The organism is Sphingomonas sp. T1 (genome assembly GCF_902506585.1).
Lineage (GTDB): Bacteria > Pseudomonadota > Alphaproteobacteria > Sphingomonadales > Sphingomonadaceae > Sphingomonas > Sphingomonas aerolata.
In genome coordinates this window covers 3,457,247-3,478,392 of the sequence record NZ_LR733875.1, presented here as the reverse complement: position 1 = coordinate 3,478,392, position 21,146 = coordinate 3,457,247, and the positions used below count along the sequence as shown (strand labels likewise).

Annotated in this window: 21 protein-coding genes and 1 tRNA gene; 11 read left to right on the top strand and 11 right to left on the bottom strand. The window is 66.2% G+C overall.

Going from position 1 to position 21,146, the window contains the following annotated elements; translation table 11 throughout:
- The first annotated feature begins 20 nt into the window (after positions 1 to 20).
- The 4 genes from GV027_RS15930 to GV027_RS15915 all read left to right on the top strand — a co-directional run bounded on the left by GV027_RS15930 (position 21) and on the right by GV027_RS15915 (position 2,974).
- The gene (locus GV027_RS15930) at positions 21 to 530 is read left to right on the top strand and encodes a GNAT family N-acetyltransferase (protein WP_159512441.1); all 510 of its coding nucleotides are present in this window, start codon (positions 21 to 23) and stop codon (positions 528 to 530) included.
- 76 nt (positions 531 to 606) lie between these two features.
- Positions 607 to 1,197, top strand: a complete 591-nt coding sequence (locus tag GV027_RS15925; protein ID WP_081877670.1) for a DUF1285 domain-containing protein — start codon at positions 607 to 609, stop codon at positions 1,195 to 1,197.
- The gene (locus tag GV027_RS15920) at positions 1,194 to 1,790 is read left to right on the top strand and encodes a CoA pyrophosphatase (RefSeq protein ID WP_031395196.1); all 597 of its coding nucleotides are present in this window, start codon (positions 1,194 to 1,196) and stop codon (positions 1,788 to 1,790) included. Before GV027_RS15925 ends, GV027_RS15920 begins: the two co-directional genes overlap by 4 nt.
- Positions 1,781 to 2,974: a CCA tRNA nucleotidyltransferase gene (locus GV027_RS15915; protein ID WP_159512440.1), complete on the top strand. Its 1,194-nt coding sequence runs from the start codon at positions 1,781 to 1,783 to the stop codon at positions 2,972 to 2,974. The genes GV027_RS15920 and GV027_RS15915 overlap by 10 nt, the downstream gene beginning before the upstream one ends.
- A gap of 4 nt (positions 2,975 to 2,978) precedes the next feature.
- On the opposite strand, the gene GV027_RS15910 is transcribed toward GV027_RS15915, so the two are convergent.
- Together GV027_RS15910 and parC are read right to left on the bottom strand one after the other, a co-directional pair.
- Complete coding sequence (locus GV027_RS15910; protein ID WP_159512439.1) at positions 2,979 to 4,655, bottom strand: putative bifunctional diguanylate cyclase/phosphodiesterase; 1,677 nt, start codon at positions 4,653 to 4,655, stop codon at positions 2,979 to 2,981.
- Between the two features lie 186 nt (positions 4,656 to 4,841).
- On the bottom strand, positions 4,842 to 7,091 hold the full coding sequence (gene parC / locus GV027_RS15905; RefSeq protein ID WP_159512438.1) for a DNA topoisomerase IV subunit A: 2,250 nt from the start codon (positions 7,089 to 7,091) through the stop codon (positions 4,842 to 4,844).
- Positions 7,092 to 7,313: 222 nt separating this feature from the next.
- Here parC and GV027_RS15900 point away from each other — a divergent pair, with 222 nt between their 5' ends.
- From GV027_RS15900 to purQ, 6 genes are all read left to right on the top strand, one after another.
- Positions 7,314 to 8,210, top strand: a complete 897-nt coding sequence (locus tag GV027_RS15900) for an alpha/beta hydrolase (protein ID WP_159512437.1) — start codon at positions 7,314 to 7,316, stop codon at positions 8,208 to 8,210.
- A 34-nt stretch (positions 8,211 to 8,244) separates the two neighbouring features.
- Entirely contained in the window at positions 8,245 to 9,459 is a 1,215-nt protein-coding gene (gene kynU, locus GV027_RS15895) for a kynureninase (RefSeq protein WP_159512436.1), read from the top strand.
- Between the two features lie 140 nt (positions 9,460 to 9,599).
- The gene (locus GV027_RS15890; protein ID WP_159512435.1) at positions 9,600 to 10,703 is read left to right on the top strand and encodes an acyltransferase family protein; all 1,104 of its coding nucleotides are present in this window, start codon (positions 9,600 to 9,602) and stop codon (positions 10,701 to 10,703) included.
- Positions 10,704 to 10,851: 148 nt separating this feature from the next.
- Positions 10,852 to 11,631, top strand: a complete 780-nt coding sequence (gene purC / locus GV027_RS15885; protein WP_031396310.1) for a phosphoribosylaminoimidazolesuccinocarboxamide synthase — start codon at positions 10,852 to 10,854, stop codon at positions 11,629 to 11,631.
- The gene (gene purS, locus GV027_RS15880) at positions 11,632 to 11,862 is read left to right on the top strand and encodes a phosphoribosylformylglycinamidine synthase subunit PurS (RefSeq protein WP_031396309.1); all 231 of its coding nucleotides are present in this window, start codon (positions 11,632 to 11,634) and stop codon (positions 11,860 to 11,862) included.
- Positions 11,859 to 12,527, top strand: coding sequence for a phosphoribosylformylglycinamidine synthase subunit PurQ (purQ, locus tag GV027_RS15875; RefSeq protein ID WP_159512434.1), 669 nt, complete (start codon positions 11,859 to 11,861; stop codon positions 12,525 to 12,527). Before purS ends, purQ begins: the two co-directional genes overlap by 4 nt.
- A 106-nt stretch (positions 12,528 to 12,633) precedes the next feature.
- Here the strand turns inward: purQ and GV027_RS15870 are convergent, their stop codons facing one another.
- Complete coding sequence (locus GV027_RS15870; RefSeq protein ID WP_236559256.1) at positions 12,634 to 13,335, bottom strand: queuosine precursor transporter; 702 nt, start codon at positions 13,333 to 13,335, stop codon at positions 12,634 to 12,636.
- A gap of 106 nt (positions 13,336 to 13,441) precedes the next feature.
- On the opposite strand from GV027_RS15870, the gene GV027_RS15865 reads away from it, so the two are divergent.
- Positions 13,442 to 13,518, top strand: a tRNA-Arg gene (locus GV027_RS15865).
- A gap of 6 nt (positions 13,519 to 13,524) precedes the next feature.
- Here GV027_RS15865 and GV027_RS15860 read toward each other — a convergent pair.
- From GV027_RS15860 to GV027_RS15825, 8 genes are all read right to left on the bottom strand, one after another.
- Positions 13,525 to 13,956, bottom strand: a complete 432-nt coding sequence (locus GV027_RS15860) for a c-type cytochrome (RefSeq protein ID WP_159512432.1) — start codon at positions 13,954 to 13,956, stop codon at positions 13,525 to 13,527.
- 649 nt (positions 13,957 to 14,605) lie between these two features.
- On the bottom strand, positions 14,606 to 16,222 hold the full coding sequence (locus GV027_RS15855) for a carboxylesterase/lipase family protein (protein ID WP_159512431.1): 1,617 nt from the start codon (positions 16,220 to 16,222) through the stop codon (positions 14,606 to 14,608).
- A 107-nt stretch (positions 16,223 to 16,329) separates the two neighbouring features.
- Positions 16,330 to 17,886: a glutamine-hydrolyzing GMP synthase gene (guaA, locus tag GV027_RS15850; RefSeq protein ID WP_159512430.1), complete on the bottom strand. Its 1,557-nt coding sequence runs from the start codon at positions 17,884 to 17,886 to the stop codon at positions 16,330 to 16,332.
- Positions 17,887 to 17,980: 94 nt separating this feature from the next.
- Positions 17,981 to 18,403, bottom strand: a complete 423-nt coding sequence (rplQ, locus tag GV027_RS15845; protein ID WP_031395235.1) for a 50S ribosomal protein L17 — start codon at positions 18,401 to 18,403, stop codon at positions 17,981 to 17,983.
- Positions 18,404 to 18,655: 252 nt separating this feature from the next.
- Complete coding sequence (locus tag GV027_RS15840; protein WP_031395236.1) at positions 18,656 to 19,726, bottom strand: DNA-directed RNA polymerase subunit alpha; 1,071 nt, start codon at positions 19,724 to 19,726, stop codon at positions 18,656 to 18,658.
- A gap of 100 nt (positions 19,727 to 19,826) precedes the next feature.
- Positions 19,827 to 20,216 (bottom strand): 30S ribosomal protein S11, encoded by a 390-nt coding sequence (rpsK, locus tag GV027_RS15835; RefSeq protein WP_031395237.1) that lies wholly within the window; start codon positions 20,214 to 20,216, stop codon positions 19,827 to 19,829.
- A gap of 84 nt (positions 20,217 to 20,300) precedes the next feature.
- Entirely contained in the window at positions 20,301 to 20,669 is a 369-nt protein-coding gene (rpsM, locus tag GV027_RS15830; protein WP_031395238.1) for a 30S ribosomal protein S13, read from the bottom strand.
- Between the two features lie 215 nt (positions 20,670 to 20,884).
- The gene (locus GV027_RS15825; RefSeq protein WP_159512429.1) at positions 20,885 to 21,118 is read right to left on the bottom strand and encodes a hypothetical protein; all 234 of its coding nucleotides are present in this window, start codon (positions 21,116 to 21,118) and stop codon (positions 20,885 to 20,887) included.
- Positions 21,119 to 21,146: the final 28 nt, after the last annotated feature.

Genomic DNA, 21,146 nt, shown 5'->3' with positions numbered 1-21,146 from the left:
CGCCGGCGCTGGAGAAGCCGGTGTTCGAACTCGTCCCCTTGAACGCCGTCCCGCATGCCGAGGTCGAGACGCTGCTCGACCGCGCGTTCGGGCAGGATCGTCATGGCCGGACCGCCTATATGATCCGCGGCGACGGAATCGCGATCCCGACGCTCAGCTTCGCCGCCGTGTCGGGCGACATGCTGCTGGGCTCGATCCAGTGCTGGCCGATCGCGCTCATGACCGCGCAGGCGGCATTGCCGCTGGTGATGGTCGGCCCGGTCGCGGTCGCGCCGGGGCATCAGGGCGACGGTATCGGCCGTGCACTGGTGGCGCGCGCACTCGAGGTCGCTGCGGCGAGCGATCTGGGCAACGCGCTGATGCTGATCGGCGATCCAGACTATTATGGCCGGTTCTTCGGCTTTTCCGCCGAGCGCACAGCCGCGTGGCAGGCACCGGGTCCGGTCGAACGTCACCGGCTTCTTGCACTAGGGGGGGCCGTACCCGACGACGCTGGAATGCTCGGCCCGCGCCCAGGCGCAGCCGGCTGACGACGCCGCAGCGCGGCCTGGCGCTTCGCCTGCGGCGAGACTTTACGAGAGGCCATGCGCACCCTACCTCGCGCTCATGCCTATGGACCCCCTCCCCGATCTTGCCTCGCTGAGCCTCGCCGAAATCGCCCGGCTCGCCGACGAGCAGAAACTGCCGCCGGTCGACAAATGGAATCCGTCGCATTGTGGCGACAGCGAAATGCGGATCGCGCGCGACGGGACCTGGTATCATCAGGGCACGCCGATCGGCCGCGAGGCGATGGTCCGGCTCTTCTCGACGATCCTCCGGCGCGAGCCATCGGGCGGCTATGTTCTGGTTACCCCGGTCGAGAAGCTCGACATCGTCGTCGAGGACGTGCCGTTCGTCGCGGTCGAGGTGAAGATCGATGGCGAGGGTCCGGCGACCAGGCTGACCTTCCGGCTCAACACCGGCGACCTGGTCACCGCGGGGGCCGCGCACCCGATCCGCTTCGTCGAGGATGAAGACGGCCCGCGACCCTATCTGATGGTCCGTGGCGGGATGGAGGCGGTGGTCGCCCGGCCGGTCTATTACGAGCTCGCCGACCGCGCGATCGCGGGCGGCGAGTCGCCGGTTGGGCTGTGGAGCGACGGCCAGTTCTTCCCGCTCGAACCCGCGATGCCGTCGCCCGAAGACATCGCCGCGTGACGCTCGCCGATCGGCTGCGCAGCGCGCTGTCGCGGGGTGTCGAGCCGGGCATGATCCTGCTGACCGGCGACCGTGACGATATCGATCTGCCGCCCGGCGATACGCTGCTGCCCGCGGCGGTGCTGATTGCGGTGACCGATCGTGCCGAACCCGGGGTGATCCTGACCCAGCGTACCGAGACGATGCGCAAGCATGCGGGCCAGATCGCCTTTCCCGGCGGCCGGATCGATCCCGGCGAGGATATCGTCACCGCCGCACTGCGCGAGGCCGAGGAGGAGATCGCGTTGCCGCGCGACCGCGTGACCGTCATCGGCCAGGCCGATACCTATCGCACCGTCACCGGCTTTCAGGTGACGCCGGTGATCGGCGTCATCCCCCCCGACCTCGTGCTTCACCCGAGCGAGGCGGAGGTCGCTAACGTGTTCGAGGTTCCGCTCGAATTCCTGCTCGATTCGGGCAATCATGTCGAAGCCAGCGTCGAGTGGCAGGGTCATGAGCGGCATTATTACGAGATCATCTGGAACGACCGCCGCATCTGGGGCGCCACCGCGGCGATGATCGTCAATCTGAGGCGACGACTGCAATGGGCATGAGCCTTCCCAATGCCGCCTGGCGCACGCGCCCCGGCCTGGCCGCGCTGACCGCCGTGCTGGGCGGGGCGTCGGCGCAGTCGCGCTTCGTCGGCGGGGCGGTGCGCGACACGCTGCTCGGCTTGGCGCCTGCCGATACCGGCGCGATCGACATCGACATCGCGACGAGCCTTCCCCCGCAGGAGGTGCTCGAACGGCTCGAGGATGCGCGGATCCGCGCGGTGCCGACCGGGCTCGCGCATGGCACGATCACCGCGGTGACCGAGGGGGGAACCGTCGAGATTACGACGCTGCGCCGCGACGTCGCGACCGACGGGCGGCATGCGACGATCGCCTATACCGATGACTGGCGCGAGGATGCCGCGCGCCGCGATTTCACGATCAACGCGCTCTATGCCGATCCCGTCAGCGGAGAGATCTTCGACTATTTCGGCGGCCTGGACGATCTTTCAACAGGACGCGTCCGCTTCATCGGCGATCCGTTGCAGCGGATTGCGGAGGATCACCTGCGGATCCTGCGCTTCTTCCGCTTCCATGCGCGGTTCGGGACCCAGATCGACGCCGCCGGGCTGGAGGCGTGCACCACCCGCGCCAACGACCTGATGGCGCTGTCCCGCGAGCGGATCGCCGCCGAACTGCTCAAGCTGCTCGTCGCGGCGCGCGCCGTTGCGGTGATCGCACTGATGGTCGAGCGCGGCATCTGGCGCGCGGTGCTGCCCGAGATCGACGCCGACGGGGTCGCAAGACTTGCCGCGCTGGTCGATCACGAACATGCGGCCGGCATTGCGCCCGATCCGATCCGCCGTCTGGCTGCACTGATCCCCGCCCGCGACGGCGATGTGGTCGCTGCACGACTGAAACTGTCGAACACCAATCGCAAACGCGTCGTCGCGGCGACGCAGGGGATTGGCGACGAGGGCCCTCGCGCACTCGCCTATCGCCACGGTGTGGCTGGCGCGATCGACCGGTTGCTGATCGCGGGTGCGGACGTCGCGCCGATCGCCGACTGGTCGCCGCCGGCATTTCCGATCAGCGGCGGCGCGCTGGTCGAACGCGGCCTGCGCAAGGGGCCCGATGTCGCGGCGATGCGCCGGCGGATCGAGACTCAGTGGATCGCGGAGGGCTTTCCCGATCAGGCCAGAGTCGATGCGATCGCGGACAAGGCGGTCACCGAAACGCTCGCCTGAACCTTCAGGCCAGGATCGGGACCCGGTTGAAGATCGACTCGAACGCCTGAGCCGCCTCGAGCGGCCGCGCGAAGACATAGCCCTGGCCATAGGTGCATCCGAGCGCTGCGAGCGTCTGGGCCAAATCGCCCGTCTCGATCCCCTCCGCGGTCGTCTGCATGTTGAGCGCCTGCGCGAGACTGAGGATCGCGCGGACGATCGACACCTTGTCGCGGTCCGCCAGCATCCCCGTCACGAAGCTCCGGTCGATCTTCAGCACATCGATCGGCAGTTTCTGGAGATAGGCGAGATTGGAATAACCGGTCCCAAAATCGTCCATGGCGAGCGTCGTGCCGAGATCCTTCAGCGCATGCATCGCCTGCGCGATCCGGTCCGGGTCGGACACGATCGCACTTTCGGTCAATTCGAGTGTGAACCGATCGCCGCCGAGTCGCGAGCGAGACAGCGCCGACTCGACCACCGGCGCGATCGCGTCGCGCTGCAGCTGGATCGCGGACAGGTTCACCGCGACCCGAACGCCGCAATGCCCGCCGGCACGTACGTCCCACGCCGCCAGCGTCCGCGCCGCCGCATCGATCGCCCAGCGCCCCAGTGGAACGATCAGCCCCGATTCCTCGGCGACCGGAATGAACTGTGTCGGCGGGATCTCGCGACCATCCTCGTCGGTCCACCGCGCCAGCGCCTCGAACGCGACGATACGCCCGGTCGCAAGATCGCAGATCGGCTGATAGGCAAGCCGCAGCCGGTCATTCTCGATCGCGCGACGCAGCGCGGTCTCCATGCCGAACTGTTCGCGGGCGATCACGAATTCCTGGCGCTGATAGCATTCGGTCCGACCCGTCGCCTTGCCGCGCTTCACCGCGAACTGCGCGTGGCGGATCATCTCGGCGGTGTCGCCGGTCTCGTCCCGGCCATAGGCGATGCCGATCGAGCATTCGACCCGGATCTCGTAATCGGTCAGGCGAAACGGCGCGATCAGCGCGCGCTGGATCCGGTCGGCGAGACGCAGTGCCTCTGCGGGATCCTCGTCGATCGTCATCAGCACCGCGAACTGCCCGCCGCCGACCCGCGCCAGCGTATCGCGCACCCGCAGCGCGCCCTTGATCCGCCGCGCGACGGTGATCAGCATCTCGTCGCCGACCAGAGATCCCAGACACGCGTTCAGCCGCCCGAACCGGTCGATATCGATCGCCAGGACCGCGCGCGCGGCGTGATCCTCGACCGCCTCGACCAGATCCTCGAACCCTTCGCGGTTGAGCAGCCCGGTCAGGCTGTCGGTCGTCATCTCGCGCCGCATGCTGCGTTCGGTATGGATCTGCGAGGTCCGATCGACGAAGCTCAGCGTGCACCGGTCGTGGATCGCTGCGCTGCTCCGCGCGATCGTCACGCGGTAATGCCGGCAATCGATCGTGTCGCCAAAGGCCCAGTCGAAGTCGAGTCGGGTCTGCGACGTCAGCAGAAAGGCGATGATCCGATCGCCCAGATCGGCGATCATCGGCGACCGCGTCGCGACGACGCCCAGCCCGGCGAGGCGATAGGCCCGGTTCATCGCGAACAGCTCTAGCCCACCGTTCTCGAGCGTCAGGTGGACCATCGGAATCGGGCTCAGCTCGAGGCCCCGCGCGACGAGTTCAGCCGAGACGGTTGCCGGTTGTTCGGCCTCGTGAAGAACCCATTCCATAGTCCTGCCTAACCCGGCTTCGTTAAGGCCGCGTGAAATTTACAAAAGACCCAAAACGAGTACGATTATTTCAACGCCGGTTCAGACAGCCCGGCACCAGTCCGCGACGACCCGGCCGCTGGCCCCCGATTTACCCTGGAGTCAGATCGCGATGGTCAGCACGCATCGCCTTAGCATAGACGAATTTCAGCCGAACCGGTTGTCGCGGGGAAAACCTGTGGGGGGCATCCGCCCGGCCGCGCCGCGTGCCGTGCGCCACGGCCCCAGATCCGCCTCGGTCCGCGTCCGCTTGGTCTCGCCGCCCATCGCCCAGCTCAAGCCGTTGGCGAAGACGAAGGTGATCGCATCCGCCAGCCCGCCGTCACGGTAGCGCTGGAGCTGCACCCCCTGCCCGCGATTCATCTCGACCAGTTCGTTGATCGGGAACACCAGCAACTTGCGGTTGTCGCCGATCGCCGCGACATAATCGTCCGCGGGGTCGACCGGGCGGACCAGTTTCACCTTCTCACCGATCCGCGGCGTCATCACCGTCTTGCCCTTGCGAGTCTCCGCGATCACGTCCGCCGCGGTCGCGATGAACGCGCGACCGTCAGTCGCCGCGACCATCAGCTTGGCCTGCCGCGCCGCGGGCAAGAGCGCGACGATCCCGACGCTGCCGTCGAGGTCGATCATCGCGCGCACCGGTTCGCCAAAGCCGCGCCCGCCCGGCAGCTTGTCCGCCGCCAGCGTGAAGAATCGGCCATTCTCCGCCGCGAGCAGCAGCTTGTCGGTCGTCTGCGCATGGAAGGCGAAGGCGGGGCCATCGCCCTCCTTGAACTTCAGCGCCTCGGGGCTCGCCAAATCATTATGCCCGCGCATCGCCCGGATCCAGCCGCGCTGTGACAGGATCACCGTGATCGGCTCGCGTTCGATCATCGCCTCGAGCGGAATGTCGCGGGTCGGCGCGGCCTCCTCGATCGTCGTGCGGCGTTTGCCGAGCAGCGTCTCGGCGCCATAGCGGTCGCGGATCTTGCGCAGGTCCGCCTTCATCCGCTTCTTCTGCAGCTTGGGATCGGCGAGCAACGCGGTCAGCGTCGCCTGTTCCTTATCGAGCTTGTCGCGTTCGGTCTTGATCTCGAACTCTTCGAGCCGGCGAAGCGACCGCAGTCGCATGTTCAGGATCGCCTCCGCCTGACGATCGGTCAGGTTGAACTCGGCGATCATCACCTTTTTCGGCTCATCCTCGGTGCGGATGATCTCGATCACGCGGTCGAGATTGAGATAGGCGATCAGATAGCCGTCGAGCAGCTCGATCCGGTCCGCGATCTTTTCCAGCCGGTGCTGGGTGCGCCGGGTCAGCACGACGAACTGATGCTCGACCCAGGCCGCCAGCGCCTCGCGCAGCGACATCACGCGCGGCGTGCGATCCTTGTCGAGCACGTTAAGGTTGAGGCTGACCCGCGTCTCGAGATCGGTCAGCCGGAACAGCCCGTCCATCAGCACCTGCGGATCGACCGTCCGGCTCCGCGGCTCCAGCACGATGCGGATCTCGGCGTCCGATTCGTCGCGCACGTCCGCCAGGATCGGCAGGCGCTTGGCGTTTATCAGGTCGGCGATCTGTTCGATCAGCTTGCCCTTCTGAACGCCATAGGGGATCTCGGACACGATCAGCGTCCACATCCCGCCCTTTTCGCGCTCGATGCTCCAGCGTGCGCGCACCCGGAATCCGCCGCGCCCGGTGGCATAGGATTCGCGGATCACCGCGGGCGGATCGACGACCAGCCCGCCGGTCGGAAAGTCCGGCCCCGTCACATGCGCCAGGATCGCGTCATTGTCGGCATCGGGCTGATCGATCAGCAGGATCGCCGCTTCGATCAGCTCGGCGGCGTTGTGCGGCGGGATGCTCGTCGCCATCCCGACCGCGATCCCGCTCGCGCCATTGGCGAGCAGATTGGGGAACATGCCGGGGAACAGCTCGGGTTCCTCGTCCTCGCCATTGTAGGTCGGGCGAAGATTGGCCGCATCCTCGTCGAGCCCGTCCATCAGGTCGACCGCAACCTGCGTCAGCCGCGCCTCGGTATAGCGGTAGGCGGCGGCGTTATCCCCGTCGATATTGCCGAAATTGCCCTGCCCGTCGACCAGCGGATAGCGCAGCGAGAAGGTCTGCGCGAGACGGACCATCGCGTCATAGACCGACTGGTCGCCATGCGGATGATATTTGCCGATCACGTCGCCGACGACGCGCGCGCATTTCTTGTAGCCCTGGCTCGGATCGAGCTTCAGCAGACGCATCGCCCAGAGCAGCCGCCGGTGCACCGGCTTCATCCCGTCGCGCACATCGGGCAGCGACCGCGCGGTGATCGTCGAGAGCGCATAGACGAGATACCGCTCGCTCAGCGCGCTGTCGAACGGAGCGTCGACGATGGAATCGAAGGGATCTTTGAAATCGGTGACCATAGTTGCCTTGTGGATAGCAAGCGCGGCCCAAAGGTTCCACTGTTGTTCTCAACACCCCGACCAGGCCGCCCTGTCCTCATCCGCTCCCCGTCACCCTGACGAACATCAGGACCCACGAGCCAAGCCTCCCACCGATATTGCGTCCACCCGCAACGTCCGCCACCGTCAGACCATGACCGCTGCTGCGTTCGTCACCTGCTCCCCGAAAGGCCCCGCAACCCCATGATCCGCCTTGCCTTTCTCGCGCTCGCCGCCATCTCCACACCGGTGATCGCCGAACCGCCCGCACCCAAGCTCCTGACCTGGCCCGACCTCGTCAAACGCCCGAAGCCCAGCCCCGACGTGACCATCGCCTATGGCCCAGACCAGATGCAGAAGGTCGATTTCTGGCGGCCGAAGGGCAAAGGCCCCTTCCCGGTCGTGGTGATGGTGCATGGTGGCTGCTGGACGACGAGCATCGCCGATCGCACCCTGATGAACTGGGTCGCGGACGATTTGCGCAGGGACGGCATCGCGGTCTGGAACATCGATTATCGCGGCGTCGACCGCGCCGGCGGGGGTTATCCGGGGACCTTCGAGGACGCGGCGAAGGCGACCGACGCGCTCACTGCGAACGCGGCGACCTTCAGTCTCGACACGCGCCGCATCGTCGCGATCGGCCATTCCGCCGGTGGCCATCTCGCGCTCTGGCTCGCCGCCCGCGCAAAGATGCCTGCTGCCAGCCCGCTCCACAGCAGCGCGCCGCTTCGCATCGACCATGTCATCAGCCTCGGCGGGTTGCCCGATCTTGAGGCGACGGCGGCCACCCCCGCCAATGGCTGCGGCACGGAGGTCGTTGCCAAGCTCGTCGGTACACCCAGCGCGGCCCGTGCGGATGTGTACGCCGACACCTCGGTCCCGCGCCTTCTTCCGCTCGGCATCGCGCAGGATCTGGTCAACGGCCGCGAGGATCGGATCATCCCCTTCCCCTTCGCCACCGATTATGTCGCCAGGGCGAAAGCCGCAGGCGACGTCGCCGTCCTCCACACCATTCCGGCGACCGGCCATGTCGAACTCGTCGCACCCGAGACGCCCGCCTGGGCGGAAGCGAAACGGCTGATCGCGGCTGCCCTGAAATGACCCTGAACCCGCCCGTATCTACAAAGGCCCGACCATGACCCTCGACGAAGTCCGCGCACTCGACGCCGCCGATCCTCTGGCAGCCTACCGGGCGCAGTTCGCGCTGCCCGAAGGCGTGATCTATCTCGACGGCAATTCACTCGGCGCGCTCCCCAAGGCGACGCCCGCCGCACTTGCCGACGTCGCCACCCGGCAATGGGGCGATCGGCTGATCCGCAGCTGGAACGAAGGCTGGATCGACGCGCCGCAGCGGATCGGCGCGAAGATCGCCCCGCTGATCGGCGCCGCCGCCGACGAGGTGATCATCGGCGACACGACCTCGACGCATCTGTTCAAGGCGCTGGTCGCGGCGTTGCGCGCCGACCCCGACCGCCACACCGTCCTGAGCGAGGCCGGCAATTTCCCGACCGACCTCCATATCGCCGAGGGCGCGGTCGCCTGCGTCCCCGACGCCCGGCTGAAGGTGGTCGCGCGTGCGGATCTCGCAGAGGCGCTGGACGAGGACACCGCGGTGCTGCTGCTCACCCATGTCCACTACAAGACCGGCGAGCGCTTCGACATGACCGCGTGGACCGCCCGCGCCCACGATGCCGGCGCGCTGATGCTCTGGGACCTCAGCCATAGCGTCGGCGCGGTGCCGATCGACCTGAACGGCGCCGACGCCGATCTGGCGGTCGGCTGCACGTATAAATATCTCAACGGCGGCCCCGGCGCGCCCGCCTTTATCTACGTCGCGACGCGCTGGCAGGACAAGCTCGCCAGCCCGCTTTCCGGCTGGATGGGCCACGCCGCGCCCTTCGCGTTCGAGGACGCATATCGCCCTGCGCCGGGGATGAAGCGCTGGCTCGCGGGCACCCCCGCGATGCTGTCGACCGCCGCGCTCGAAACCGCGCTCGATCTCTGGGCCGATATCGACCAGCACGCCGCCGCCGCCAAAAGCGCGCGTCTGTTCGACATCCTCGCCGCCGCCGGCAACGCGCTCGAGCTCGACTGCGTCAGTCCGCGCGATCCCGCCCAGCGCGGCAGCCATATCAGCTTCCGCCACCCCCATGCGCATGCGATCACGCAGGCGCTCATCGCGCACGGCGTCATCGGCGACTTCCGCGACCCCGACATCCTCCGCCTCGGCCTGACCCCGCTCTATCTCAGTCATGAAGACGTCTGGTGCGCGGGCGAGATGCTGAAAAAGATCGTCGAAACACGAGAGTGGCAGAATCCACAGTATTCGGAACGACTTGCCGTTACCTGAGAATAGAAGCCTTCGCTGACGGCCAAGAGTTGTAAAATAACGCCGCTTTGTATCCGACGAAGCAACACTGACTTTCATTACATGATCTGTTAGCCGATAGGCGCGGCGCATGGGGAGCGTCGCGCCGCGGGGGCGTAACAGTGACAATCAAACAGTCGGGTCATGTCGAATTATACGGCATTCAGATGCTGCGTGCGATCGCGGCGCTGGCCGTCGTCGTCCATCACACGCTGGAGGAGTCGGGGGGTGCGATCGGAAAGTTCAGCCCCGACTGGCTGACGACATCGGGCGCCTCCGGCGTCGACATATTCTTCGTCATCAGCGGCTTCATCATGTTCCACGTCACGTTCAGGGATCGCCGCGGCCCGCCGACACCCGGGACCTTCCTGTTCCGCCGCGCAACCCGCATCTACCCCTTCTACTGGTTGTGCTGCCTCGCCGTCCTGACGATCTCGGCGATGGGATTCCTTGCTTCCAACCATTATCCCGCACGGACGATCGCCGGCGCGCTGATCCTGCTGCCGGGCAATGCGCTGCTCGGAACCGCGTGGACGCTCGTCTTTGAAATGTATTTTTACCTTCTCTTCGCGGCCACGCTCTGGGCGCGCTCGGCGACGCTATCGGTGATCGCGACGATCGCGGCGATCCTGTGCCTGCAGGTCGCGGGATCGCTGATGCCTCCGACCGCCACCGCCAAGTTTCTAGCGAGCCCGCTATCGCTCGAATTCTGCTTCGGCCTCGTCCTTGGATATGGCTATGCCGCCTGGACACGCCGCGACCGGGCCTGGCCCGTGCCGCCCGTCATGGCACTTGTCGCAATGGCGGTCATGGCCGTCGTGCCGCTGTTCGTCGCGCACGACGCCACCACCAGCCTGCCCGAACTGCCGCGCATCGCGGCGTGGGGCCTGCCCGCAGTCGTCGTCGTCGCCAGCGTCTTGACGATCGGTGCACCACGCAACGCGGTGGCGCGGTTCCTCGTCCTGCTCGGCGACGCCTCCTATGCGCTGTATCTCACCCACGCCTTCGTGATGATGGGCTATGGATGGCTGGTGAAGATCCCCGCGGCCAGCCGACTGCCGCAGCAACCCGTCGTGGTCCTGATCGTCATCATCGCGATCATCATCGGCCTGCTCGCCCATCTGCTGGTAGAGAAACCGCTGCTCGGTCTCGTTCGCCGACTGACCCCGGCCCGCCCCGCCCGGGCGGCACCGGTGGACCAGCCGCTTCCCGAAGTCGCCGGATAGCATCGACAGCCTTGCATTCCGTTCACACCGGTACGCCGATCCGATTGCACCGCCCGCGCCCTTCGCCTATAGGCGCGGCCTATTCCGGCCTCGGCTCCGCGAAGATTATCGTGGGGGTCGGGGCCGCTCAATTTTCAGGGGACCGCGCATGGCTCGCCGCCGCCAGATCTACGAAGGCAAGGCCAAGATCCTCTATGAGGGTCCCGAGCCCGGCACGCTGATCCAGTATTTCAAGGACGACGCCACCGCGTTCAATGCCCAGAAGAAGGGCACGATCAACGGCAAGGGCGTTCTCAACAACCGGATTTCCGAGCACATCTTCACGCTGCTCGATCATATCGGCGTGCCGACGCACTTCATCCGCCGGCTCAACATGCGCGAGCAGCTGATCCGCCAGGTCGAGATCGTCCCGATCGAAGTCGTCGTGCGCAACGTCGCCGCGGGTTCTATCTCGAAGCGCCTCGGGATCGAGGAGGGCACCAAGCTGCCCCGCACGATCATCGAATATTACTACAAGGACGATGCACTCGGCGATCCGATGATCTCCGACGAGCATATCGCCGCGTTCGGCTGGGCGAGCCAGGAGGAGATGCACGACATCGCCGACCTCGCGATCCGCGTGAACGATTTCCTGTGTGGCCTGTTCGCCGGCGTCGGCATCCGCCTCGTCGACTTCAAGCTCGAATTCGGCCGCATCTTCGACAACGACTATGGCCGCATCATCCTCGCGGACGAGATCAGCCCCGATGGCTGCCGTCTGTGGGACATGGAAACCAACGAGAAGATGGACAAGGACCGCTTCCGCCGCGATCTCGGCGGCGAAGTCGAGGCCTATCAGGAGGTGGCTCGCCGTCTTGGCCTGTTGCCCGAAGGCGGCGACAATTCGGTCCTCGACCTCGAAAAGCATCGCAAGAACCGGGGCAAGTAAATGAAACTCAAGGTTTTCGTGACACTCAAGCCCGGCGTGCTCGATCCGCAGGGCCGCGCCATCCATCACGCACTCGGCAGCCTCGGCTTCGACGGCGTGCAGGACGTCCGCCAGGGCAAGCTGATCGAGCTGGAGGTCGCCGACAATACCGACGACGCGACGATCGACGGCATGTGCCGCAAGCTGCTCGCCAATACGGTGATCGAGAATTACCGGGTCGAGAAGGCATGAAGACCGCGGTCATCGTCTTCCCCGGCTCCAACTGCGACCGTGACATCGCCGTCGCGCTGGAAACGGTGACCGGCGTCAAGCCGACCATGGTCTGGCACGGCGACGCCGACCTGCCGGGCGATGTCGGGCTGGTCGCGGTGCCCGGCGGCTTCTCCTACGGCGATTACCTGCGCTCGGGCGCGATCGCCGCACGCTCGCCGATCATGCGCGCGGTCGTCGAGGAGGCGGGCAAGGGCCTGCCCGTGCTCGGCATCTGCAACGGCTTCCAGGTGCTGACCGAGGCAGGGCTCCTGCCCGGCGCGCTGATGCGCAACCAGGGGCTGAACTTCGTTTGCCGTGACGTCGCGCTGACTGTCGAGACGTCCTCGAGCCGCTTCACGTCTGGCTATAGCGCTGGCGAACGCGTCTCCTTCCCGGTCGCGCATCACGACGGCAATTACTTCGCCGACACCGAGACGCTCGACCGCCTCGAAGGCGAAGGCCGCGTCGCCTTCCGCTATGCCGAGAGCGTCAACGGATCGGCGCGCAACATCGCTGGCCTGCTCAACGACAAGGGCAACGTACTTGGCATGATGCCGCACCCCGAACGCCGGATCGAAGCGGCGCATGGCGGCACCGATGGCCGGCGCCTGTTCGAAGGCCTGATGGAAGCCGTCAGCGCTTAATCGGGTTCGTCACCCCACCTCACCCCATCCGTTCGCCCTGAGCGAAATCGAAGGGCCTGAGACCCAGGTGCTTCGACTTCGCTCAGCACGAACGGGGGGATGTGTGTCACACCCGCGTCCGGAACGGCGAGAAGTCCGTCCCCTCGTCATACACGTCGACCCCCTCGCGCCGCTTGAGCCACCCCACCGCGACATAGGTCAGCGGCGTGAGCAGCACCTCCCACGACACCTTCAGCGCGAACTGGCTGACCATCACCATCAGCATCGCCTCGACCGGCCAGTCGGGCGCGCCGTAAAAGGCCAGCGGATAGAAGATCAGGCTGTCGAACGCCTGCCCCACTACCGTGCTGCCGATCGTCCGCGTCCACAGCATGCGCCCCTTGGTCCAGATCTTCATCCGCGCGAGCACGAAGCTGTTGGCGAACTCGCCAACCCAGAACGCGCAGATCGAGGCCAGCACGATCCGCGGCACCTGTCCAAACACCGACTCATAGGCCGCCTGCCCCGTCCACCCCGCGTCCGGCGGCAGCGCGACGACGACGGTCGACATGAACACCATGAAGAGCATCGCGCCGAACCCGGCCCAGATACAGCGGCGCGCGCGCGCATAGCCGTAGACTTCGGTCAGCACGTCGCCGATCACATAGCTGATTGGGAAGAACAGGATCCCCGCGCCGAACGGCCAGGCACCGATGAACGGCAGGTCGACCACCGCCCGCTTGCCCGCGCCGATGACGTTGGACAGCAGCAGGATCGTGACGAATGCCGCCATCACGAAATCGAAATAGCGGAACTGTTCGCTGCGCATGGCAGTGGCCGCCACGGGTTCGGGCGCGTCGTGATCCACGATATTCATCGCGTCGTTATGATGACGGTTCCAAGCTCGTGCAATGCACGCTAATCGGAACGCGTGCGCGCCCGTAGCTCAGTTGGATAGAGCAAGGAGCTTCTACCTCCTCGGTCGGGGGTTCGACTCCCTCCGGGCGCGCCAATTTCCCTAACGGTCTCGGCGATAGGTCGCGAGATAGGCGATCACGTCGGCGCGCTGCTGCGCATCGGACAGACCGGCAAAGCGCATCGTCGTCCCCGGCACCAGGCCCTGCGGTGCCCGAAGCCACGCATCGAGCCGCGCTGCATCCCAGCGCCCGCCCATTGCCTGCAACGCCGCGGTATAGGCAAAACGTGATCGGCGTTGCGCGACCGGGCCGTCGACCACGTCGTAGAGATTGGGACCGTCGGTATCGGGGGCGTCCGCACCGATCGTGTGGCAGGCCTTGCACTGAACGAACACGCGCGCACCCGCCACGGGGTCGCCCGTCAGCGTCCCGACCACCACGCGGCGTTCCACGGCGGCGGCATCCCGGCCATCGCCCGTCTGCTGGCATGCGCCGACGAGCATCAGCCCCAGTGTCACCCCGATCCTCCGCATGCCTTCGCTCCGATACCACCGGCCCGTCCGAACGGCCGCGTCCCCCGCCTAGCGCAGATTTTCGGGCGAAACGAGGCAGCGGCGTGACGAGCGGTGCTGTCAAGTTTCGCCGCCGATGCTAGCTTGTTGTCAGCGACGCAGTGCCGATACGGCATCGCGTCCTCGGCGCCCCGCCTGGATACGAGAGTGTCGCACGGACGGGCGGGGCGCCCCGTTCATTTTCAATTCACGACTGCTTGGCATAAGCCATGGGCAGAGGCGTTGCCGAGTATCGCGTAACCTTCAGCGCCCCGCCAGTTTTCAGTCACACGGGCCGGCGGGGCGCGCAGCACCATCCTTCCCTGCTTTGTCGGCATCGTTCGGTGCAGACCACACACAGCGCAATCGGGATCGCCGAATCGCAACTCGATCTCCAGGTCTGTCCCGCAATCGGTCAGCACAACTTCCTTTCAAAAGTCTTGATACATCGCGGCATTCCGCCCATATCCGATCAGTCCGACGCGCTTCCCCAAGACAGCAGCGTCGGCGCTGGACTGCGGCCCGCACGAGTTATCCCCTTTTCTCGAGCGGGCCGATTCCTACTGAAATCGACAGAAGACGCGGACGCCAGACGCTCGAACTATGTGCGCAAGCGGCTGCGCGGCGTGCCTCAGCGCCGTTCGGGGCCTGCTGCCACGGCGTCGGCGGCCCCCTGTACCGCGTCCAGCCGGGCCTTGAGCGGATCCACGCCGTTGATCGCACTCGCATCGGCCTGCAGCAGCTGCAGTGCGCCCCGGCGGGCGTCGAAGGCCGGCCAGCGCGGTAGTCCGGGCGCGTTGGGATCGCCCTTCCGCACGAAATTGACGACATAGCGGTTGGCGAGCTGCGCGGCGCGGGCATCCTGCGGGGTCAGCGCCGCGCCGTATTTCGCGGCAACCGTGTCGAAGAAATACGGGATGTCCGTGGCATGCGGTGCGCCCGACCAGTCCTTGCGCATCGACTGCGCGACATAGCCGAAGCGATAGAGATAGGCGGGCTGGCCCACGCGCTGCGTCTGCTGCGCGACGAGCCGCGCGGGTTCGTGCATCAGGCGGTCGCGTCCCACCTCGGGACCGATCGCGGCAAGCTCCTGCGTGCCCGCGGGATCATAGGCGGCGCGGGCGGCGTCGGCCTGCGCACCGAAGCTGGCGAACAGCCCCTCCTTGGACGTCTCGCCAAAGCCCGCGATATCCGCATCGGTGGTCCCGACCATCATCGGTACCGCCATCGCGGTCCCCCGCCGCATCGCCCCGTCGGTCGTGCCGACCACGACGCGGCCATCGACGATCGGTCCGCCCGCATAGGTCGGCACATCCACCGGGCCCCGATAGGCAAGGTTCAAGTCGCCGCGCACCTGCTCGGCGGGCAATGCGCGAAGCGCCGCGAGCGTTTCCGCCGCAGACTGTCCCGTAATGGCCTGAGTCGTCGCAAAGTTGACGCCGATCATCTCGGCCGAAGCCCTGCCGCCCGCCTCGGCGCGAAGCGGAACCCCACCGATCAATGTACGCCCGCCGCCCGACATCACGATCGCCCGCGCGAACAGGCCCTTTGCCATCGGTGACGCCATCAGGTTCAAAACCGAAGCGCCCCCTGCCGATTCACCCATCAGCGTGACCTGCGCCGGATCGCCCCCAAATTTCGCGATATTCGCCCGCACCCATTGCAACGCCGCGATCTGGTCGAGCAGCGCATAGTTGCCGAGCGGTCCCTCGTTCGCCGCGCTCAGCGCGGGATGCGCGAAGAAGCCGAACCGTCCGAGCCGGTAGTTGAAGCTGACGAACACGACGTCCTGCCGTGCGAACGCCGACCCGTCATAGACCGCAGGCGACGACCCGCCATTCACGAACCCGCCGCCATAGATCCAGACCAGCACGGGTTTCGGCGCCGCTGACGCCGCCGGACGCCAGACGTTGAGGACGAGACAATCCTCCGCCGGCGTCGTGCCGAGCGGCGCCGCATCGCTCGGAAAGGGCAGTTGCATGCAGTCATGCCCGAAACGGTCCGCCGCGCGCACGCCCGACCATGTCTGCACCGGCTGCGGCGCCCGCCAGCGCAAGGGGCCGACCGGCGGCGCTGCAAAGGGTATGCCCTTGAAGACCGCGACGCCTGCGTCCGTCGTGCCGGTCACCGACCCGCCCTCGACCTTGACCGCGGGCGTCACGCCCTGCGCCGCGCCTGTGCCCGGGACCATCGCGGCAACACACGTCATCGCGATCGCCAGCGCCTTCGACGCCCTCTGCATGCTCATCACCGCTCTCCCCCGGTTCTGCTTGTCTCCGAGGGAATGGAACACCCGCGCCCATCCTGCAATCGGGGAAACCGCTCAGGCGAAGAGGCGCACGCCGCCCATGGGGCTCACTCCCACTCGATCGTGCCGGGCGGCTTCGACGTATAGTCGTAGGTGACGCGGTTGATGCCCTTGACCTCGTTGATGATCCGGGTCGCCACGCGCGGCAGGAAATCGCCCGGGAACTGGAACGCCTGCGCGGTCATCCCGTCGGTCGACGTCACCGCGCGCAGGGCGAGGACGTTGTCGTAGGTTCGGCCGTCGCCCATCACGCCGACACTGCGCACGGGCAGCAGCACCGCGAACGCCTGCCAGATCGTGTCGTAGAGCCCCGCCGCGCGGATCTCCTCGAGGTAGATCGCATCCGCCTTGCGCAGGATGTCGCAGCGTTCCTTGGTGACTTCGCCGGGGATGCGGATCGCGAGGCCGGGTCCGGGGAACGGATGACGGCCAACGAAGATTTCCGGCAGCCCGAGCTCGCGACCAAGCGCGCGGACCTCGTCCTTGAACAGTTCGCGCAAGGGCTCGACGAGCTTCATGTTCATCCGCTCGGGCAGACCGCCGACATTATGGTGGCTCTTGATCGTCACCGACGGACCGCCGGTGAAGCTGACGCTCTCGATCACGTCGGGATAGAGCGTACCCTGAGCCAGGAACTCGGCGCCGCCTAGCTTCTTGGCCTCGGCATCGAACACGTCGATGAAGGTCTTGCCGATGAACTTGCGCTTCAGCTCGGGGTCGGTGATCCCGGCGAGACCGGTCAGGAACAGCTCCTCGACGTTCACATGGATCAGTGGGATGTTGTAGGCGCCGCGGAACAGGCTGACGACCTGCTCGCTCTCGCCTGCGCGCATCAGCCCGTGGTCGACATAGACGCAGGTGAGCTGCTCGCCGATCGCCTCATGGATCAGCACCGCCGCCACCGCCGAGTCGACGCCGCCCGACAGGCCGCAGATAACCCGGCCGCTACCGACCTGCGCGCGAATCTCGGCGATCTTGGTCTCGCGGAACTCGGCCATCGTCCAGTCGCCGCTGAGACCGCAGACGTGCCGCGCGAAGTTCGCGATCAGCTTGCCGCCATCGGGCGTGTGGACGACCTCAGGGTGGAACTGCACGCCGTAGAAGCGCCGCGCCTCGTCGGCGACGATCGCATAGGGGGCACCGGTCGATACCGCGACGGGGGTGAATCCTGGGGGGATCGCATCGACCTTGTCGCCATGGCTCATCCAGACCTGGTGCCGCTCGCCTTCGGCCCACAGCCCGTCGAACAGCGCGCAAGGCGACTTCACCTCGACGAAGGCGCTGCCGAACTCGCCGCCGTCACCCGAGACGATCACGTTGCCGCCGAGCTGCGCGGACATGACCTGCTGGCCGTAGCAGATGCCGAGGATCGGGATCCCCGCCTCGAAGAAATGCTGCGGCACCCGGGGGCTGTTCTCGGTCGTGACCGAAGCGGGGCCACCCGACAGGATGATCCCCTTTGGCTGCATCCGCTCGAACGCGGCCGCGGCGGACTGGAAGGGGGCGATCTCGCTATAGACGCCCGCCTCGCGCACGCGGCGGGCGATCAGCTGGGTTACCTGGCTGCCGAAATCGACGATGAGAATGCTGTCTGGGTGCTCCATGTCGGGCGCATAGCCGGATGGGACCCGTAACGAAAGAGGCCGCGCCTCCCGGATGGGAAACGCGGCCTGCAATTCGACTAACGAGAGGCGGGGATTATGCCGCTTCGTTGTAATCCTCGTCCGACATCACCGGACCCGAATCCTGGCCCTTCGCCGAGACGTCGCGGTCGACGAACTCGATGACGGCCATCGGCGAGGCGTCCGACATGCGGATGCCAGCCTTGATGACGCGGGTATAGCCGCCGTTGCGATCCGCATAGCGGGTCGCCAGAACGTCGAACAGCTTCACCAGCTGGGCATCGTCGAGCAGCTTGCCGTGCGCGAGACGACGGTTGGACAGGCCACCCTTTTTCGCGAGCGTGATCAGCTTCTCGATGTAAGGACGCAGTTCCTTCGCCTTGGCGACGGTAGTGGTGATCTGCTCGTGCTTGATGAGCGCGGCGCTCATGTTGCGGAACAGAGCAAGACGGTGGGCCGAGGTCCGCTGAAGCTTACGGCCGCCTACGCGATGGCGCATGTTTAATACCTTTTCGTTCGTTCAGGGGCCGTATGAGGTACCCGGGAGCTGGTCGCCGTTAAGGCCGGCGACCGTTGCCTTCGTAAAGACGGCAAGGACGGGTTTCGTCAATCACGAAACCCGCACCTGGCCCACTTTGTCTTCAGCCGTGTGGCGACCCGGCAAAGCCGTGTCGTCGAACGGGTCGGTCGAAACCGACCCGCCGGCCGGGCTGTCTGGTCTCCGGTGCAGCATGGCTGCCCCGGTGCCAGATCAGCCCATGATTTCCTGCTCGAGCTTCTTGGCCATCTCTTCGATGTTCTCAGGCGGCCAGCCCGGGATTTCCATGCCCAGGCGAAGACCCATCGACGACAGCACTTCCTTGATCTCGTTCAAGGACTTGCGGCCGAAGTTAGGCGTGCGCAGCATCTCGGCTTCGGTCTTGCCGACCAGATCGCCGATATAGATGATGTTGTCGTTCTTGAGGCAGTTCGCCGAACGCACCGACAGCTCGAGCTCGTCGACCTTCTTGAGAAGGTAACGATTGATCTGCTGCGTGTCGCCTGCGGGCTCCGCACCACCGGCAGCGGGTGCTGCCTGGCCGATCGGGGCCGACGAACGCGTGACCGACGAATCGTCGAAGTGCACGAACAGCGCGAGCTGGTCCTGGAGAATGCGACCGGCATAGCCGACTGCGTCTTCCGGAGTGATCGTGCCGTCGGTTTCGATCGTCAGCGTCAGCTTGTCGTAATCGAGGTCCTGACCGACGCGGGTCGGGTCGACCTTGTACGACACCTGACGTACCGGCGAGTAGAGCGCATCGACCGGGATCAGACCGATCGGCGCGTCGGCCGGGCGGTTTGCGGTCGCGGGCACGTAACCCTTACCGATGTCGGCGGTCAGCTCCATGTTGAGCGTCGCACCCTCATCGAGGTGGCAGATCACGAGATCCTTGTTCATGATCTCGATGTCGCCCGAGACGGCGATGTCGCCGGCCTTGACTTCACCCGGACCCGTTGCCGAGAGCTGGAGGCGCTTGGGCCCCTCGCCCTGCATGCGGATCGCGATCTGCTTCACGTTGAGGACGATGTCGGTCACGTCCTCGCGGACGCCGGCCAGAGACGAGAACTCATGCAGCACGTTCTCGATCTTGATCGAGGTCACGGCCGCGCCCTGCAGCGACGAAAGCAACACGCGACGCAGCGCGTTGCCGAGCGTCAGGCCGAAGCCACGCTCGAGCGGCTCGGCGATGAAGGTCGCCTTGCGCTTGGTGTCGCCACCGGCCTTTTTCTCCAGGCCGCTGGGCTTCTTGAGTTCCTGCCAGTTCTTTGCGTTGACAGACACTTGCTTCCCCTAATTTGGGGGCCGGCGGACAGGACGTCCACCGGCCATGAATATGCACCCGTGCCGCGCGATCAACCGCGCACGGGCAACGTCGGAGAAATCAGACGCGACGACGCTTCGAAGGACGAACGCCGTTGTGCGGGATCGAGGTCACGTCGCGGATCGACGTGATCTGGAAACCGACTGCCTGCAGCGCGCGCAGTGCCGACTCGCGGCCCGAACCGGGGCCCTTCACTTCGACTTCGATCGTCCGGACGCCGTGCTCGGCGGCCTTCTTGCCCGCGTCTTCCGCTGCGACCTGCGCCGCGTACGGAGTCGACTTGCGCGAGCCCTTGAAGCCCATTGCGCCGGCCGACGACCACGAGATCGCGTTGCCCTGGGCATCGGTGATCGTGATCATGGTGTTGTTGAAGCTGGCATTCACGTGTGCGACGCCAGAGGTGATGTTCTTGCGCTCGCGCCGCTTAATGCGCTGAGGTTCGCGTGCCATGGTGTATTTCCTGACCTGTATCTGCGTGACGCCGGGCGGTCCCTCGGGACCAGCGCCGGCGGAGTAATCCGGTGTTGGGTCGGATTACTTCTTCTTGCCGGCGATCGGCTTAGCCTTGCCCTTGCGGGTGCGCGCATTGGTGTGCGTGCGCTGGCCGCGGACCGGCAGGCCCTTGCGGTGACGAAGACCACGATAGCAGGCGAGATCCATCAGGCGCTTGATGTTCATCGACACCTGGCGACGCAGATCGCCTTCGACGGTGTAGTCGGCGTCGATCGCCTCACGGATGTGCAGCACTTCCTGGTCGGTCAGGTCCTGGACACGCGCGGTGTCGGCAATGCCGAGCTTCGCGACGATTTCCTTGGCCTTGGTCGAACCGATGCCGTGAATATAGGTCAGCGCGATCACCACGCGCTTGTTGGTCGGGATATTAACACCCGCGATACGTGCCATGAACTTGGTTCTCCTGCTCCACGAGGTCCGGCATGGCTGCACGGCCCTCATCTCCTAGCGATGATCCGAAACGCACGATAACGGCGAACGCAAAAGAGCGCCGCCGGGAACCGTCGTATCGGGGAGGTCGAATTAGGCGCGCGCTAACGAACTGTCAAGCCGCGGGTTCCGCCGCCCGCGTGATGCACCCCTGCGATGCGCGCCGCGCAACCGCGTCAGGGCCGGGGCTCGGCCACCCGTCGCATCACGATCCAGCGCCGCAGCGCGACGACGAACCAGATCAGCTCGACCAGGCCGAACGGCCATGCCCCCTGCAGGAAGCCATAGGCCGATCCGAACAGGCACCCCACCGCGAAGCCGAACGTCCACCAGTGCGATCCCGATTCCCTGGCATAGCACAGCAGGGTGAAGGAGACCGCGGCAAGCCCGAAAAGCGAAAGTGCGTCCATCGGCCGCCTCTTGCCGCGTCCGCACGTA

What these genes read in the sequence shown, in the direction of transcription:
- rplQ (WP_031395235.1), bottom strand. Translation starts at nt 18,403, where the DNA reads ATGCGCCATCGCGTAGGCGGCCGTAAGCTTCAGCGGACCTCGGCCCAC.
- GV027_RS15855 (WP_159512431.1), bottom strand. Translation starts at nt 16,222, where the DNA reads ATGAGCATGCAGAGGGCGTCGAAGGCGCTGGCGATCGCGATGACGTGT.
- kynU (WP_159512436.1), top strand. Translation starts at nt 8,245, where the DNA reads ATGACCCTCGACGAAGTCCGCGCACTCGACGCCGCCGATCCTCTGGCA.
- GV027_RS15870 (WP_236559256.1), bottom strand. Translation starts at nt 13,335, where the DNA reads ATGCGCAGCGAACAGTTCCGCTATTTCGATTTCGTGATGGCGGCATTC.
- GV027_RS15925 (WP_081877670.1), top strand. Translation starts at nt 607, where the DNA reads ATGCCTATGGACCCCCTCCCCGATCTTGCCTCGCTGAGCCTCGCCGAA.
- GV027_RS15860 (WP_159512432.1), bottom strand. Translation starts at nt 13,956, where the DNA reads ATGCGGAGGATCGGGGTGACACTGGGGCTGATGCTCGTCGGCGCATGC.
- rpsK (WP_031395237.1), bottom strand. Translation starts at nt 20,216, where the DNA reads ATGGCACGCGAACCTCAGCGCATTAAGCGGCGCGAGCGCAAGAACATC.
- parC (WP_159512438.1), bottom strand. Translation starts at nt 7,091, where the DNA reads ATGGTCACCGATTTCAAAGATCCCTTCGATTCCATCGTCGACGCTCCG.
- purQ (WP_159512434.1), top strand. Translation starts at nt 11,859, where the DNA reads ATGAAGACCGCGGTCATCGTCTTCCCCGGCTCCAACTGCGACCGTGAC.
- GV027_RS15915 (WP_159512440.1), top strand. Translation starts at nt 1,781, where the DNA reads ATGGGCATGAGCCTTCCCAATGCCGCCTGGCGCACGCGCCCCGGCCTG.
- rpsM (WP_031395238.1), bottom strand. Translation starts at nt 20,669, where the DNA reads ATGGCACGTATCGCGGGTGTTAATATCCCGACCAACAAGCGCGTGGTG.
- GV027_RS15825 (WP_159512429.1), bottom strand. Translation starts at nt 21,118, where the DNA reads ATGGACGCACTTTCGCTTTTCGGGCTTGCCGCGGTCTCCTTCACCCTG.
- guaA (WP_159512430.1), bottom strand. Translation starts at nt 17,886, where the DNA reads ATGGAGCACCCAGACAGCATTCTCATCGTCGATTTCGGCAGCCAGGTA.
- GV027_RS15910 (WP_159512439.1), bottom strand. Translation starts at nt 4,655, where the DNA reads ATGGAATGGGTTCTTCACGAGGCCGAACAACCGGCAACCGTCTCGGCT.
- GV027_RS15900 (WP_159512437.1), top strand. Translation starts at nt 7,314, where the DNA reads ATGATCCGCCTTGCCTTTCTCGCGCTCGCCGCCATCTCCACACCGGTG.
- purS (WP_031396309.1), top strand. Translation starts at nt 11,632, where the DNA reads ATGAAACTCAAGGTTTTCGTGACACTCAAGCCCGGCGTGCTCGATCCG.
- purC (WP_031396310.1), top strand. Translation starts at nt 10,852, where the DNA reads ATGGCTCGCCGCCGCCAGATCTACGAAGGCAAGGCCAAGATCCTCTAT.